1 protein-coding gene is annotated in these 526 nt (G+C 46.2%); it reads left to right on the forward strand.

What is annotated here, in order from left to right; translation table 11 throughout:
* Positions 1–526: DUF4942 domain-containing protein (locus AC4PR2_RS29600; protein ID WP_492176139.1), on the forward strand; the 526-nt coding region annotated here is incomplete at both ends.

Here is a 526-nt window from a genome sequence, read left to right on the forward strand (position 1 = left end):
CGATATCATTCCTTCGGCAGCAATTGATGTCATTATCGCTCAGCGAAATTTGGGGTTAATTGAATTGAAAGCGGCGGCGGAAAAACTCCACGCAGCACTCTCTATTTTGCGCGAGGCTGGCGGCCATAGCTATCAATTCGATGAATATGCAATTATTGAAAAACTTAAACGCAGCACAAATCTGAACGAATTTAATCGCACAGCACAAATCAACGTCGACCGCAGCATCTGGACGCGCCTGATGAATGAAACGGGGATGTTTACACTGATGAGCCAAAAGCAGCGCGATGATTGGAATGAATCTCTGTACAGCGAGAAATGCCCTGCCGTGACGCTGGACAATGTACTGGCAACATTTGAGGCGTTAAATGCGACGAAAGCGGAAACGTTTGAGCAGGGTTTAATCGACGTTTTCCAGCGGCTTTCGTGGGATTACAAGACGAATAATCCTTGCAGACTTGGCAAGAAGATCATCATCGAGCGTTTGGTATCACGATTTTATCGAGAAAGTTTTCGCGTTGAGGAC

It is taken from the genome of Serratia sp. A07 (assembly GCF_058725505.1).